The following is a 13,536-nucleotide window of genomic DNA, read 5'->3' as shown; positions in this document are numbered from 1 at the left end:
AAGGGCATTCTGGACGCCGGTTGCCAGCACAGCTATTGGCGAATTACGTAGTGCGGCGCGGGTGTGGGCGCGGCCGCTTTTGTAGAAACTACGAGGTTCCGTAGCGGTTTTGGCGGGGCTCTGGTAAAAACCGCCGAACAGGCGTGCATGAGCGTGCGCCGCAGCACGAAAATCCGTAACCTGAGCGCGCTGCATGGGCCGGTGGCGCAGCGGGTGCGCCGCAAGCAGGCCGCATACAACAACACGAGGGGCAGGGCATGAACCTACGTTTCCTGGAAACCTTTGTCTGGGTGGCGCGGCTGCGCAGTTTTCGTCTCACCGCAGACAAACTGTTCACCACGCAGGCGTCCATTTCGGCGCGCATTGCCGCGCTGGAAGAAGAGCTGGGCGTTCGCCTGTTTGACCGCGACACACGCGGCGTGCAACTCACGCCCGATGGCCACAAGGTGCTGGAATATGCCGACCGCATGGTGAGCACGCTGCACCAGTTGCAGGCAGCCGTGGCACAACGCCCGGGCTTTGAAGGGCGCGTGCGGGTGGGGGCGATGGACAGCGTCATCCACACCTGGCTCTCGCCGCTCATCGCGCGCACGGCGGAGATGTTTCCTGCGCTGGAAATCGAACTCGTGGCCGACAGCGCGATGCACCTCGTCGAGCATTTGCAGAAGGGCGCGCTCGACATCGCCTTCCAGACCGATCTGCTGCGTGCCGAAAGTGTGCGCAACGTGCAGCTCGCGCAGTACCCGATCCACTGGGTGGTGGCCACCAACTCCCGGCTGGCCCACCCGTATGGCAGTCTGGGTGAACTGGCACGCGAACGGCTCATCACCTTCGTGCGTAACTCGCGGCCGCATCAGGACATGCTCAACCTGCTGCACCTGAGCGGGGTGGAGTCACCGCGCGTGAACTGCGTCAATTCGGTGGCCGCCATGACGCGCCTGGTGGGCGATGGCTTTGGCGTGGGCGCGTTGCCCACCGTGCTGGTGCGCGACCGCATTGAGAGCGGCGCATTGACGGTGCTGGAAGTGGAACCGGCGTTGCCCGCGCTGCCGATCATCGCGTCATGGCGCGCGGGGGCAGGGCTGGAGGTGCACGAGGCTATTGTTGGCCTGGCACGCACGATGGCGCGGGAATTCTGCCTGTCGGTCGGCCCGCGCTATGCCATTGCCGAAGAAGTCGAGCGCAACACGGAAGCCGCCTAAGCCGCCTAGGCCGCCCAGGCCACGGAAGCGTGCCGTGGTGGCAGGGTTAGAAGATCGAGCGGCCGGTCAGCGTCGTCAGCCATTCCAGCGCCTGCAGGCCGGCCAGCGAGTTGCCGCTGACGTCCAGCCCCGGAGACCACACGCACACGCCAAACTCGCCGGGCAGCACGGCGACGATGCCGCCGCCCACGCCGCTCTTGGCGGGCAGCCCCACGCGATAGACGAAGTCGCCCGCCGCGTCGTAGGTACCGCAGGTCAGCATCAGTGCAGAGAGGCGCTTGGCGGGGCTGGCATCGACGATGCGCTCACCGCTCCACGGCACGACGCCGCCATTGGCGAGAAACAGCACCGCGCGGGCGAGGTCGGTGCAGTCCATCTCGATGGCGCACTGGCGGCAGTAGGCATCGATGACGGTTTCCACCGGCATGTGCAGGTTGCCGAAGCTCTTCATGAAGTGAGCCATCGCGCGATTGCGGTCGGCATGGGCCAGTTCGGATTCGGCCACCCGCCGCACATAGTCGATGCGCGGGTTGTCGACCAGCCGCCGCATGAATTGCACCAGTGCGGTCTCAGCCTGCACGAAGCGGCGGCACAGCACGTCGGTCACGACCAGCGCACCGGCATTGATGAACGGGTTGCGCGGGATGCCGCTCTCGTATTCGAGCTGCACCAGCGAGTTGAAAGCATTGCCGGAGGGTTCGCGGCCGACGCGTTGCCAGAGCGTTTCGCCTTCGAGTTGGAAGGCCAGCGTGCAGGCAAACAGCTTGGAGACACTCTGGATCGAGAACGGCGCATCCGCCTTGCCCACCGTGTAGACATCACCGCCCAGCGTGACGATGGCCATGCCGAAATCCGCCGCATTGGCGCCGGCCAGCTCGGGGATGTAATCGGCAACCCGCCCCTGGCCGAGGTACGGCTGGATGTCGCGGTGGATGGTGTCCAGGATCGCTTGGTAGTCCATGTCAGGCGAGGAGCGGCGAACGGTGGGGCGAGGGATTCTACACGCGCGGATGCTGCACCCGCCTCGGCAATCACCTTTTCCTATCGCCTGCAATCCGAAACTTTCGTTGGACCGCGTTTCATCACGCTTTCACAATTTGCCGCACGAACAACCTTGTGGAAGAGCTTGCATGACGACGGCAGTGGAGATAGCCCAGGCAAAAAGAATGCCGGAACACCCGGCGCCGATGCCCGTACACACCCGCCCGGGTGCCAGCGTGGCGTACGCAAATCCGTATTCCGCCCGCCTTGCGGCGCGCTCGGGCGTGCTGCGCGGGCACACCAGCGGCCTGTGCGATGGCTACGTGCAGGCCAATATCGTGATGCTGCGCGATACGTGGGCCAACGAGTTCCTGCGCTTCTGCCAGCTCAACCCGAAACCGTGCCCGCTGCTGGACGTGACCGAACCCGGCGTGCCCGTGTTCCGCCATCTGGGCCAGGACGTTGACGTGCGCCGCGACGTGCCGCGCTACCGCGTCTACCGCAACGGCGAACTGGCCGACGAGCCGGCCGACGTTGAAGCGCTGTGGACCGACGACATGGTCGCCTTTGCCATCGGCTGCTCGTTCTCGTTCGAGCATGCGTTGATGGAAGCGGGCGTGCCGCTGCGCCATATCGCCATGTCGCGCAACGTGGCGATGTATCGCACGTCGGTCGACACGATCGGCACGTCCCGCCTGGCGGGCAAGCTGGTGGTGTCGATGCGGCCGATGTTGGTGCCCGATGCCATCCGCGCGATCGAGATCACCTCGCGCATGCCGCGTGCGCACGGCGCGCCGGTGCATTTTGGCGATCCGGCAGCCATCGGCATTGCCGATCTCGCACAGCCCGACTGGGGGGATGCGGTGCCCGTGCAGCCGGGTGAAGTGCCGGTGTTCTGGGCCTGCGGGGTGACACCCCAGGCGGTGGTGCAACAGGCACGGCCGGAGCTGTGCATCACGCATGCGCCGGGGCACATGCTGATCACCGACGTGCGCACCGCAGCGCTGACCTGAACACGCAGCTGCAAGACCGAAAGACGGACGGGTATCGGGGTTCCAACTGGCGCACGCAGAGGCGCTGGCCTATAGCAAGCAATAAGCGATAGATACATCGAGACAGCATCAACAAAGGAGGAAACACCATGACAACCGAAGCAACGGTTGCGCGAGCGCCCGCCGGGACGGACGCCACGACCGCAGCCAATTCCGGCGGTTTGTTCCGCTGGTACCGAGAGATCTCCGCGCAGGAGCGCCGCACGTTCTGGAGCTGCAAGGTGGGCTACGCGCTCGACGCGATGGACACGCAGATCCTGAGCTTCGTCATCCCCACCTTGATCGGCGTGTGGGGCCTTTCCAAGGCCGATGCAGGGTTGATCGGCACATGCACGCTGCTGGCATCGGCTGCGGGCGGCTGGGTGGCGGGCATCCTGTCGGATCGCATCGGGCGCGTGCGCGCGTTGCAGATCACCATCCTCTGGTTTGCGGTGTTCACCTTCCTGTGCGGTCTCGCGCAGAACTACGAACAACTGCTGATTGCACGCACGCTCATGGGCTTCGGTTTTGGCGGCGAGTGGACGGCCGGCGCAGTGCTGATCGGTGAAGCCATTCGCTCGCGGGATCGCGGCAAGGCCGTTGGCATGGTGCAAGCAGGGTGGGCTCTGGGGTGGGGCGCATCGGCATTGCTGTATGCGTGGTTCTTCAGCGTGATGCCGCCCGAGACCGCATGGCGCGCGTTGTTTCTCGTGGGGATCGTGCCGGCGGTGTTTGTGTTCTTCCTGCGTCGGCTGGTGAAAGAGCCCGAGGTGTTTCAGGAGGCGAAGTCGCAGGCCGCCGAGCGCACGAGCTTCTTCGAGATTTTCTCGCCGCGGCTATTGAGCACCACGCTGCGTGCCGCCGTGCTGACCACCGGCGCGCAAGGCGGCTATTACGCCATCACCACGTGGCTGCCGACGTTCCTCAAAACCGAGCGCCATCTGACTGTGCTGGGCACCGGCGGCTATCTGGCCGTGGTGATCATCGGTTCGTACATCGGCTACCTGATCAGCGCGGTGCTGACTGACCGCCTGGGCCGCAAGCGCAACTTCATCCTGTTTGCAGTGGGCTCGATGGTGGTGGCGCTGGCCTACACGCAGCTGGAGGTGACCGACAGCACAATGCTGCTGCTCGGCCTGCCGCTGGGCTTCTTTGCCTCGGGCATCTTTGCTGGCATGGGCGCCTTCCTGACCGAGTTGTTCCCGACGGCGGTGCGTGGTTCGGGCCAGGGCTTTTGCTACAACGTTGGCCGGGCGGTGGGCGCGTGCTTCCCGTTCCTGATCGGGCAGGTGAGCGCGCATTCGTCGCTGGGGCATGCCATTGGCATCTTCGCGGCGGGCGCCTATGGGCTGCTCATCGTGGCGGCACTCACGTTGCCTGAAACACGCGGCCGGGAACTCGAATCGATTTAACTCCTGTGCTTCCCCCAAAGTGCACAGCGCGCGGCGTTTGGAAGACGCCGCGCTTTTTTTACCAGAAGATAAATCGAAACACCCCACTAATGGGTGGGAATGATTTGGCCTTTTTGTGTTTTCATTCACGTTGCAATTGCGTATGTTTCGATTTTAAAACAAGCCGGGCATGAGACGCCGATTTATCAGCTGATTATTCACGTTCAGGCAATCAATCGGCTGCAACGCAAGTGCCAGTGAGGCTCCGCGCCACGCGGACAGTTTCAGCAACGCACGCGATCCTGCATCTCCTTTTCGCCGCAAACGCTGGTTATTTCCGGCACCCCCTAAAGAAGGGGTAATCCTAGTCAGCCTTTCTGTTTAAAAAAACGAGGGGTGGCGGCAATGGCGTGTTCATTGAGAAAATTGCGGCCTGCACGACGCCCGGTTTCCCCGCCCCCACGGTCGCACAAGAACAAGAAGGAGGCACGGAGGAGGCGTCACCCGATTCCCTTCGTCAGTCCTGTGTGCTGTATGCGCGTCTGCGATGCGCATGCCGTGCTTCTTCTATCCGGCTATGAAAATTCTCTCCGTCTTCGGCACACGGCCCGAAGCGATCAAGATGGCGCCGCTCGTCAAGGCGCTGGCCGCGCAGTCGGCCATGGAATCCGTCGTATGCGTGACGGGGCAGCACAAGCAGATGCTGCAGCAGGTGCTGGACCTGTTCGACATCGTTCCGCAGATCGACCTGGAGCTGATGACGCAAAACCAGACGCTGAACGGACTCAGTGCCCGCCTGCTCACGGCGTTTGACGACGTGCTGGAGACGGTGCGCCCCGACCGCATCCTGGTGCACGGCGACACGACCACCGCAATGATGTCGGCCATGGCTGCGTTCCACCGTCGCATTCCCATCGGTCACGTTGAAGCCGGCCTGCGCACGGGCGACCTTTACCAACCGTGGCCGGAAGAGATGAACCGCCGCACCATCGACGTGTGCGCCGATCTGCTGTTTGCCCCAACCGATTCATCGCGCCGCAACCTTCAGGCAGAGAACCTGGGCGGGCGCATTCTGGTGACGGGCAATACCGTGATCGACGCGCTGCTGCAGACCACGCAGCGCATCGTGAAGGACGATGCCTTTCGCGCCGAGCTGGATGCGCATTTCCCCTTCCTGAAGGACGACCGCAAGGTGTTGCTGGTGACGGGACACCGGCGCGAAAACTTCGGTTCGGGCTTTGCCAACATTTGCGAGGCACTGGCCAAGCTGGCGCGCCGCGACGACATCCAGATCGTCTATCCGATCCACCTGAACCCGAACGTGCGCGGGCCCGTGCAGACCGCGCTGGCAGGCCTGCCGAATGTGCACCTGATCGAGCCGCTGGACTACGCCCGCTTCGTGCGCCTGATGCAGCGTGCGCACGTGATCCTGACCGACTCGGGCGGCGTGCAGGAAGAAGCGCCGTCGCTGGGCAAGCCGGTGCTCGTCATGCGCAACGTGACGGAGCGCCCGGAGGCCGTGCAGGCCGGCACCGTGCGCCTGGTCGGCACGGAGGTCGACAGCATCGTGGGCGCCGTCAGCCACCTGTACGACAACGACGACGCATGGCGCGCGTTCTCGCAGCACCTCAACCCATATGGCGATGGGCTTGCTTCACAGCGCATCGTGTCCGCCCTGGGCGGCGGGTTCGTCCAGGAGTTCCTTGGCGACGTGGACGCACGCGAAGCCGCCTGAGCGGAAACCGAAAAGGCAATCACGATCATGTCCACGCTCGCAATCGATATCCTGCTGGTGCTTGCGTTCTGCATCATCACGCTGCTGGTGGTGTACACCGCGCGGCACTACCTGTTCACGCTGAATCGGCTGTTCGGCCGTCAGCGTCAGCCGTATCTCGACATTGAACAGGGTGCGTGGCCCAGCGTGGTCGTCTGCGTGGCGGCGCACAACGAAGAGCGCGTGATTGCCGATTGCCTCAACGCGCTGCTGCTGGTGGATTATCCGCAGGACAAGCTGACCATCATGCCGGTCAATGACCGCTCGAAGGACCGCACGCGCGAGATCATCGACGAGATTGCAGCGCGCAACCCGGGCCGCTTCCAGCGCTTTCACCGCACCGAAGGCCGGCCCGGCAAGGCGGCTGCGTTGCGCGACGCCACGCAGTTGATCGACGCCGAGATCATGATCGTGTTCGATGCCGACTACCTGCCGGCGCGCGGGCTGATCAAGCAACTCGTGGCCCCGTTCTTCGACCCGGAAGTGGGCGCCATCATGGGCCGCGTGGTGCCGGTGAATGCCGGTGCAAACCTGCTGACGCGCCTGCTCGATCTGGAACGCTCCGGCGGCTACCAGGTCGACCAGACCGCCCGCATGAACCTGGGCCTGGTACCGCAGTACGGCGGCACCGTGGGCGGCATCCGCCGCCGTGCGCTGGACGATATCGGCGGTTGGAACATCGACACGCTGGCCGAAGACACCGATGTGACGTTCCGCCTGCTGCAGCACGGCTGGAAAACGGTCTACCAGAACCGCTCCGAATGCTACGAAGAGGTGCCCGAAGTCTGGCCCGTGCGGCTCAAGCAGATCAGCCGGTGGTCGCGCGGCCACAACCAGGTGATGGTGCAGAACATCCGCAAGCTGCTCGCCAACGATCGTATCAGCCGGCTTGAACGCCTGGACGGCGCATTGCTGCTGCTGATCTTCGTCATGCCGATGGTGCAGCTGGCCGGCTGGGTGGTGGCCGTCATCCTGTTCTATGCGGCGGCGCAGTCCATCGTCTCGGGCTGGATTCTTCTGGCGGCGCTGCTGTGCTACGGCGGGCTGGGTACCAACGCAGCCTTCTTTGAGATTGCGGCGGCCACCTACCTCGATGGCCATCGCAACCGCATCCGCTTGCTGCCGCTGAACCTGTTCGGCTTCCTGGTCAGCATGATGACGATCGCGCGCGCGGGTGTGACGCAAGTCATCGACGCCGTGAAAAAGCGCGAACTGGTGTGGGACAAGACCGAGCGCTTTCGCACGGAAGCCGCGGGTGTGGTCAACATCATGGCCGGCGAGGTGCCCGTGCGCACCGGCCCGGAGGGCACATGATCGGAAGCGTGCTGCTGCTGAGCGGCGCGGTGGCGGGCCTGCTCGTACTGCCGTTCCTGCCGGCGTTGTCGGAATGGCTGCGTCCGACCGACTCCGCACCGCTGCCGATGCGGCGTGACCAGCCGAACAATCTCACCTTCTTTGCCAACAGTTTCCGCCGCCGGCTGCAAGAGCAGTACGGCGTGGATGTTGAAGCCATGCGCGCTGCCGGTGCCGCCTACCAGGTGCCCGTGAGCGCGGAACTGAGCGTGGGGCGCGACCCGCGCGGCCGGCCGTCTGCCGAGCAATCAGGGCTGGTGCGCATGCTGGACAAGGTCAACCACATCGTCGTGTTCCGGGGCAACGCGTGGCTGGGGCCACGCAGCCGCGTGCGTGCCGACTTGTATGTCGAGCAGGATGTCGCGGTGGAGCACGACACCCGCCTGCGTGCCTGCCTGGCCGAAGGCGATATCGAACTGGGCGAGAACGTGGTGGTGCAGCGCTGGGTGCATGGGCGCAATGTGCGGTTGCAGCCTAACGTGCGTGTCGAAGGCCGTGTCACTGCGGAGGACCGCATCGTGATGGCTGCACCGGCGCGCTTCGAGCGTGCTGGCGCCAATGAGGTGATGTTTGGCGACGTGCGCGGCGCTGCGCACCCCGTGGGCATGCCGAAACCCGCAACGGAGCGCCGCGTGCTCGACGGCGATGCCACGCTGTCGGCCGGCGAATTAACCGATTGCGATTACGTGGTGCGTGGCGACTGCCGGGTCGCGGGCGGCATCGTGCTCGAAGGCAGTATCAAAACGCACGGGCACCTGCGCACGGGCGACGGCGTGCGCATTGCCGGCACGCTGTCTGCACGCAAGAATCTTGAGATCGGTGCGGGCAGCGCTGTACTTGGCCCGCTGATCGGCTTTGAGGACATCGTTCTCGGTCCGAATTGCCGTATCGGCCGCCCTGATGCACCGACCACGCTTGTCTGCAACCGCCTGTTCGTCTCGCCCGGCTGTGTTGTGCATGGCGTGATTACCGCGCACGAGTTCGCGCGTGTGGAAGGGTAAGGGGGCTCGTATGGTCACGTTCTGGAACGCTTGCGTTCGCCGCTGCGGTGCTGTGCTGGCTGGCCTCGCCATGTCGGCTGCCGCTGCGCACAGTGCCACGATGTTTGAAGACTTCACCACGCCCGACGGGGCCATGACCGTATTCGCCCAGGGCGATTACGTCGAGCCCTACGTTGCCATCGAAGCGCTGCTGGTCGCTCACCGCCTGGGTGCCGACGTGCAGGCCCCGGCCGTTGGGCTGGCCAACTGGCTGCTGCCGTATCAACAGCCGAATGGCACGTTCCCCCGCCTCTGCCGCAATGGCACAGACGGCTGGGCCGCATGTGGCCACGCAGATGCGGATGACTCGCAAGCGGTGTTCTGGTGCCTGCTCGTCAATGAGATCCTGCATGGACCGCCGCAACTGCTGGCGAGCTGCAGCCTCGCGTTGATGCACCTGGCCACGCTGTGGGACCCGAAGCGCGCGACATTCCAGGCGTTTGCCGATCTGCCGGAAGCCTACTTTGCCGACAACGTGGAAGTGGCCGGAGCGCTCAAGCGCCTGCGCGCCGACCCCAAGGCATCGTTGCACTACACGCTGGAGCTGGCCGCGCTGCCATCACACAAGCAGATGATGGACGGCCTTGCGCATGCCTATGGTTATCAGTTGAACGGCGCGCTGGAGCCCGCACGCGTGAGCCTGCCACCCACGCCCTACGGCTTCTACCCGACGGCGGTTGCGCCGGTCTATCCGTGGGTGCATAGCCTGGAAACCGGCTCCGCCGCCCAACGCAAATGGGCGGTATGGAAGTTCCGCTACGGGCAGACGTGGCTGTCGGGCAAGGCTGACCCGTTCCCGTGGGGCATGATCGCCTGGGCCGCCTACAAGCTCGGCGATATGCCGACTGCGCAGAAGTGGCTGCAGGCCGCGCCGCAATGGCGCGCGGCAGGCCGCTGGAACTTGATGGAAGAGGGCGCGCTGATCGGGCTCTCGCACGCACTGGCGGTTTCCGAATGAGCACACCTTCCAAGCACATCAACTGGCGCAAGCATCTGGCCAGTCTGCTGATCCTGATCGCCTTTGCGGCCTGCGCGCTGCTGCTGGCACGCAACCTCAGCGCGGGCCCAGGCCGCCCGCAGACCGACGACATCGTCCTGGTGGTGCCTGACAACTTCGGGCAAGACAACCGCATCTACGTGCAGGCGTGGGAAGACGCCGCGCTGGAAGAGGGCTTGCGCCTGCGCACCATGTCGGCGTCGGATTTCGTGCGCCACGGGTTGAATGGCGAGCGTGTGTTTGCCGGCGTGATCCTGCCCGACACCGTGCACCGTTCGATGACCACCGCGCTCGTCAACCAGATCAGCCAGTTCGTGCAAAACGGCGGCGCGCTCATGCAGGTGTACGACGCAGGCATCCTCAATGAAAAGGGCTTCTACGAGGATGGCGCCTCGCGCATGTCCACGCTGGCTGGCGTGCAGTACGGTTTCTATTCAACGCTGCGCGAAAAGATGGCAAGCCAGGCCACCGTCTATGGCCAGCCAGATGCGATGGTCGATCTGCATATTCCGCCTGGGCGCTGGATTGTGTCGCAAGGGCGCGCCGTGTTGTCGGGCTACGGGCATGACATGCTGCAGTATCCGACCTTGCGCACGCACGGCGACTACGCCGGCAAGGTGCTGCTGCGCTCCGAAGACAACTCGATCATCGCGGGCGAGCGCACCGTGGGTAAAGGCCACGTGCTGTTCGTCAACCTGCCGCTGACGTATCTGAAGCTGCGTACCGATGGCGTGCTGATGCACGGCTTCCTCAGCTACTTTGCCGGCCACGTGCTGGAACAGCCGCGCCTGTCGCCGGCGCCGCAGGGCGTGGGTGGCCTGGTGCTGAACTGGCACTGTGACGCGCGCATCTGTATTGACGCCACGGACAAGCTGATTGAAGACGGCGTCTTCAAGCGCGGCCCGTTCAGCTTCCACATCACCGCCGGCCCTGACCAGCGCCAGTTTGGCGACGGCCTGGGCGTGAACCTGGCTCACAACCCTGCGTTTGCAGAGGTCGTGCACGGCCTGATGAAGCAGGGGCACGAAGTGGGCAGCCACGGCGGCTGGATTCACGACTGGTTTGGCCTGAACGTGACGGAAGAGAACCAGGCCACCATGGAGACCTACCTGCAGAAGAACGCAGATGCCATCGAGGCGCTGACGGGCAAGCCGCAGACCGAGTATTCCGCGCCCACCGGCAATCAGCCCGAATGGGCGACGCGCTGGCTGGATGAGCACAACGTCAAGGGCTACTACTTCACCGGCAACATCGGCCAGGGGCCGACGCGCACGTATCGCAATGGCCGCCGCGACGAGCACATCTGGTCGTTCCCCGTGCAGACGTATGGGCAGTACGCGACCATTGAAGAAGCCGACATGGCGCACATTCCGGAAGCGGAGATTGCGGCGTGGCTGACCTCGCTGGTGAAGTTCACCACGGACTCGGGCGAGATCCGCCTGATCTACTTCCACCCGCCCGGTGCGGTGCGCTACCTGCACGCCATTGACGCGTTGATGGAAGCCGCCGACGCGCAAGAGGCGCGCAAGCGCTTCCGCTGGCACACCATCACGCAGATGGCCGAGTTTGCCGAGCGGCGTGAGAAGACCGTGTGGCACACGACATCGGAGCGCGGCGACGTGCGCGTGATTGCTGAGAATCCGGAAACACTGAATGACCTGACATGGCTGTTCCCGGCGGATCGCTATGCCGAGCCGCGCGTGGAAACGGGCCAAGCGAGCGTGGTTCGGGAAGGGAACAACTGGCGCGTGGTGGCAGGCGCCGGCACCAAGCTCGCCGTTGCTGCCAAGTTGAACACGGGCGGCTAAGCACAAGACAACAAGCAGAGAGGGCCGCCGCCGCGCATCAAAAAAAAGGCCGGCGCCCGCTTCAATAACAGACGGGGAAATACCAGCGTGAACCGAATTCCAATCGCGTGGATTGCGGCGGCGGCCATCTGCGGCATGACTGCGCCAGCGGTGTGGGCTCAGGCTGCCGAGCCGGCCGCCGCCCAGCCGGTGGAAGACGCGCAACCGGCCGGAACGATGCAACCGGCAGAGCCGGCAACCCAGCAAGAGGCTGCAACCGAACCGGAACAACCGGCTGCACAGGAAGGCGCCACACCGCCAGCAGGCGCCACGGCATTGGCCGCAACGCCCGTGCCCACGCCTGGCGCCAACGCGCCCACCGTGCCGCAGCCTGTGCCGGAACCCTACGCACCCGAGCGCGCCGCCATCGAGGCCGTGCTCGACACAGGCCGTATGAGCGACGGCTTTGGCGGTGCCACGGCAGTGGCCTTGCGCGGCATGATGGTCACCTCATACGGCATCTGGCAGGCCGAGCTGGATCGGCAGAGCCGGTTTGGCTTTGCGGGCCAGTACGGCGCACTCTCGCTCACGCGCGATATCTCCGAGGACTACTACTTCCTGGTCGGCGCGGGCACGGGCAACAGCGAGCTGTTCTCGAAGTGGCGTGTGGATGTGGCGGGCTATCGCAAGTTCGGGCCCGACCGCCGCTTCGTGGTGGGCATCGGCGCTTACTACGCGCAGGGCCAGGACAGCGTGCGCAATGACCAGGGGCTGGTGCTCAGCTCGCTGGCGTATTTCCAGTCGGTGGTGCTGGAAGGCGGCCTGCGCTTCAACCGGGCCAATCCCGGCCTGGTGTTCGGCCCGAGCCAATACATTGCGGCCACGATCGGCAACGACGAAAAGCGCGCGCTCATCCTGCGCGTGGAGCACGCCCGCGAGGCTTATCAAGTCCTGACCACCGGCACCGAGCGTGCGGACTACAACAGCATGAGCTACGCGATCCAGTGGCGCGAGCGCGTGTCGCGTGATCTGCTGCTGCTCATTGGCGCGCAGTACTACCACAACCCCTTCTACAACCGCACCTACGGTGAAATCGGCTTCCGCTGGAGTTTCCGATGAACGCCAAGCCGATCGAGGAAGCGCCAACCGACGACTTGCCCACCAGGCGCAGATTGCGCGGGCATGAGCCCAAGCGGGTGATCGGCTATCGCGGCGATCGCATCGTCATGCACCGTGCGATGCGGCGTCTGGCGTTCCCGCTCTCGCGCTGGATCGACGTGCTGGGGATTCCGCTAGCGCTCACTGCCGGGTACTGCGCACTCTGGCCAACCGTGGCCGGGCTGTGGGAGCGCATCATCGGGTTCTGGAGCGTGGCACTGGAAGGGCAGGTTCGCGTGGCGGCCGTCAAGGCGCTCGTGCCGGGCTTTGGGGCCATTCCGTATCCGCACAGCGACGCCGCGTTGCCCACCGCCGTGCAATGGCTGGTCGGGATGATCGTCACGCTGGCGCTGCTGTTCGGCACCCGCTTCATCGGTGGCCGTGCGTTGCCGCTGGCGTATTGGCTGCGCTTCATTGGCGTGGTGCAGGCCAGCGCGCAGTTCTACTTCTTCATGTGGCCGGCGAGCTTTCCGTATGACGGCGGTGGATCGATCGGCTCGCTCACGCAGGCGTCGGTCGTGGTGGTGCTGATCACGCCGTGGCTCTATGCGTTGATCTACAACGTGCTCGACTTTGGCCTGATCCGCAAGCTGGTGCTGTCGGTCATGGGCATGGCATATCTGACGGTGTTCATTCCGTTTCAGTACACGCTGGCATCTGTGGTGCTGCTCAAGGGGTCGATGCTCTGGTACCCGCAGATTTTTCTGCTGTGGGCGGTGTTCCTGCAGTTCGGCACGCTGGTGGGCTTCTATGCGTGGGCGATGAGCTGGAACGCGCGCGGGGCCAGAGGTTCGCGCTGAACGCACAAAAAAAACGCGGCCG

The 13,536-nt window shown here is 64.7% G+C and carries 11 protein-coding genes; 10 read left to right on the top strand and 1 reads right to left on the bottom strand.

Annotation, left to right across the window (positions count from 1 at the left end; translation table 11 throughout):
• The first annotated feature begins 257 nt into the window (after positions 1 to 257).
• Positions 258 to 1,202 carry a LysR family transcriptional regulator gene (locus DOD19_RS22125; RefSeq protein ID WP_024978649.1) on the top strand — a complete coding sequence of 315 codons (945 nt, stop codon included), beginning with the start codon at positions 258 to 260 and terminating at the stop codon, positions 1,200 to 1,202.
• 46 nt (positions 1,203 to 1,248) lie between these two features.
• Here the strand turns inward: DOD19_RS22125 and DOD19_RS22120 are convergent, their stop codons facing one another.
• Positions 1,249 to 2,163 carry a glutaminase gene (locus DOD19_RS22120; RefSeq protein WP_024978650.1) on the bottom strand — a complete coding sequence of 305 codons (915 nt, stop codon included), beginning with the start codon at positions 2,161 to 2,163 and terminating at the stop codon, positions 1,249 to 1,251.
• A gap of 226 nt (positions 2,164 to 2,389) precedes the next feature.
• On the opposite strand from DOD19_RS22120, the gene DOD19_RS22115 reads away from it, so the two are divergent.
• From DOD19_RS22115 to DOD19_RS22075, 9 genes are all read left to right on the top strand, one after another.
• Positions 2,390 to 3,196 carry a putative hydro-lyase gene (locus DOD19_RS22115; RefSeq protein WP_024978651.1) on the top strand — a complete coding sequence of 269 codons (807 nt, stop codon included), beginning with the start codon at positions 2,390 to 2,392 and terminating at the stop codon, positions 3,194 to 3,196.
• A gap of 128 nt (positions 3,197 to 3,324) precedes the next feature.
• Positions 3,325 to 4,626, top strand: a complete 1,302-nt coding sequence (locus tag DOD19_RS22110; protein ID WP_024978652.1) for an MFS transporter — start codon at positions 3,325 to 3,327, stop codon at positions 4,624 to 4,626.
• Between the two features lie 556 nt (positions 4,627 to 5,182).
• On the top strand, positions 5,183 to 6,340 hold the full coding sequence (gene wecB / locus DOD19_RS22105) for a UDP-N-acetylglucosamine 2-epimerase (non-hydrolyzing) (RefSeq protein ID WP_024978653.1): 1,158 nt from the start codon (positions 5,183 to 5,185) through the stop codon (positions 6,338 to 6,340).
• A 27-nt stretch (positions 6,341 to 6,367) separates the two neighbouring features.
• Positions 6,368 to 7,693, top strand: coding sequence for a glycosyltransferase family 2 protein (locus tag DOD19_RS22100; protein ID WP_024978654.1), 1,326 nt, complete (start codon positions 6,368 to 6,370; stop codon positions 7,691 to 7,693).
• Positions 7,690 to 8,733 carry a hypothetical protein gene (locus DOD19_RS22095; RefSeq protein ID WP_112188132.1) on the top strand — a complete coding sequence of 348 codons (1,044 nt, stop codon included), beginning with the start codon at positions 7,690 to 7,692 and terminating at the stop codon, positions 8,731 to 8,733. Before DOD19_RS22100 ends, DOD19_RS22095 begins: the two co-directional genes overlap by 4 nt.
• A gap of 10 nt (positions 8,734 to 8,743) precedes the next feature.
• Positions 8,744 to 9,730: a hypothetical protein gene (locus DOD19_RS22090; protein ID WP_112188130.1), complete on the top strand. Its 987-nt coding sequence runs from the start codon at positions 8,744 to 8,746 to the stop codon at positions 9,728 to 9,730.
• Positions 9,727 to 11,577, top strand: coding sequence for a polysaccharide deacetylase family protein (locus tag DOD19_RS22085; RefSeq protein WP_112188128.1), 1,851 nt, complete (start codon positions 9,727 to 9,729; stop codon positions 11,575 to 11,577). The genes DOD19_RS22090 and DOD19_RS22085 overlap by 4 nt, the downstream gene beginning before the upstream one ends.
• 87 nt (positions 11,578 to 11,664) lie before the next feature.
• Positions 11,665 to 12,675 carry a YaiO family outer membrane beta-barrel protein gene (locus DOD19_RS22080; protein ID WP_239498081.1) on the top strand — a complete coding sequence of 337 codons (1,011 nt, stop codon included), beginning with the start codon at positions 11,665 to 11,667 and terminating at the stop codon, positions 12,673 to 12,675.
• Positions 12,672 to 13,514, top strand: a complete 843-nt coding sequence (locus DOD19_RS22075; RefSeq protein WP_024978659.1) for a hypothetical protein — start codon at positions 12,672 to 12,674, stop codon at positions 13,512 to 13,514. The genes DOD19_RS22080 and DOD19_RS22075 overlap by 4 nt, the downstream gene beginning before the upstream one ends.
• The last annotated feature ends 22 nt before the right edge of the window (positions 13,515 to 13,536 follow it).

The sequence above is a fragment of the Ralstonia sp. GX3-BWBA genome (genome assembly GCF_003290055.1).
Classification (GTDB): domain Bacteria; phylum Pseudomonadota; class Gammaproteobacteria; order Burkholderiales; family Burkholderiaceae; genus Ralstonia; species Ralstonia holmesii.
Note: the sequence above shows the minus strand (reverse complement) of the source record. Positions and strands in the feature narration are given on the sequence as shown.